General features: G+C 62.5%; 1 protein-coding gene. It reads left to right on the forward strand.

Annotated features, from left to right (window positions below; all coding sequences use genetic code 11):
• The coding region (gene speC / locus CAG47_RS27580) for an ornithine decarboxylase (protein WP_085729442.1) at positions 1–1,854 on the forward strand (1,854 nt) is incomplete at both ends.

The raw sequence follows: 1,854 nt of genomic DNA on the forward strand, positions 1-1,854 counted from the left end.
GCCGCCAAAGCCTACGAAGACAGCCTGCTGCCGCCGTTCTTCGACTCGCTCAAGCACTACACCGAATCCGCCAACGCGACCTTCGCCTGCCCCGGTCACCAGGGCGGCCAGTTCTTTCGCAAGCACCCGGCGGGCCGGCAGTTTTTCGATTTCTTCGGCGAGACGCTGTTTCGCGCCGACATGTGCAACGCCGACGTCAAGCTCGGCGACCTGCTGATCCACGAAGGCCCGGCGCTGCTGGCGCAGAAACACGCCGCGCAGGTGTTCAACGCCGACAAGACCTACTTCGTGCTCAACGGCACCTCGGCCTCCAACAAGGTGGTGACCAACGCCCTGTTGACCCCCGGCGACCTGGTGCTGTTCGACCGCAACAACCACAAGTCCAACCACCAGGGTGCGCTGCTGCAGGCCGGTGCCACGCCGGTGTACCTGGAAACCGCGCGCAACCCCTACGGTTTCATCGGCGGCATCGACGCCCACTGTTTCGAAGAAGACTACCTGCGCGAGCTGATCGCCGAAGTCGCCCCGGACAAGGCGCAACTGCCGCGGCCATTCCGCCTGGCGATCATTCAGCTGGGCACCTATGACGGCACCGTGTACAACGCCCGGCAAGTGGTCGACCGCATCGGCAAGCTGTGCGACTACATCCTGTTCGACTCGGCGTGGGTCGGCTACGAGCAGTTCATCCCGATGATGAAAGACTGCTCGCCGCTGTTGCTCGACCTCGACGAAAACGACCCGGGCATCTTCGTCACCCAGTCGGTGCACAAGCAGCAGGCCGGTTTTTCCCAGGCCTCCCAGGTGCACAAAAAGGACCGCCACATCAAAGGCCAGGCCCGCTATTGCAACCATCACCGGCTCAACAACGCCTTCATGGCCCAGGCCTCGACCAGTCCGTTCTACCCGCTGTTCGCCTCGCTGGACGTGAATGCGCGCATTCACTCCGGCCGCAGCGGCCTGCGCCTGTGGGAAGACTGCGTGAAGTTCGGCATCGAGGCGCGCAAGTTGATCCTCGAAGCCTGCACCATGGTCCGTCCGTTCGTGCCGCACACCATCGACGGGCGCGCCTGGGAAGACTATCCAACCGAAGAAATCGCCAACGACATCCGCTTCTTCGAGTTCCATCCCAAGGATCGCTGGCACGCCTTTGCCGGTTATGCCGAGAAGCAGTATTTCATCGACCCGTGCAAGTTGCTGTTCACCACGCCGGGCATCGACCCGGTGGACGGCAGCTACACCGACTTCGGCATTCACGCCGGCATCCTCGCCAACTTCCTGCGCCAGAACGGCATCGTGCCGGAAAAATGCGACCTCAACTCGATCCTGTTCCTGCTCACCCCGGCCGAAGACTGGGCGAAGATGACCCACCTGGCCGCACAGATCGCCCGCTTCGAACGCTTCATCAGCGACGACGCGCCGATGAGCCGGGTGCTGCCGGCGATCTATGACCAATACGAAGAGCGTTACCGCAACTACACCATTCGCCAGCTCTGCCAGGAAATGCACGACCTGTACCGCAGTCACAACGTGCAGCAATTGCAGAAAAACATGTTCCGCAAGGAACACTTCCCGAAAAAGGCGATGAACCCGCAGCAGGCGCAAATCGAATACATCCGCGGCAACGTCGAACTGGTGGCGCTGGCGGATGCCGACGGGCGCATTGCCGCTGAAGGCGCACTGCCGTATCCGCCGGGCGTGTTGTGCGTGGTGCCGGGCGAGGTCTGGGGCGGCGCGGTGCTCAAGTACTTCCTGGCGCTGGAGGAAGGCATCAACCGCTTGCCGGGCTTCACGCCGGAGTTGCAGGGGGTCTATCTGAAAAACGAAGGCGGTCGTACTCGCGCCTATGGGTATGTG

Origin of the sequence: Pseudomonas sp. R37(2017) (assembly GCF_002113375.1) — a bacterium.
Lineage (GTDB): Bacteria > Pseudomonadota > Gammaproteobacteria > Pseudomonadales > Pseudomonadaceae > Aquipseudomonas.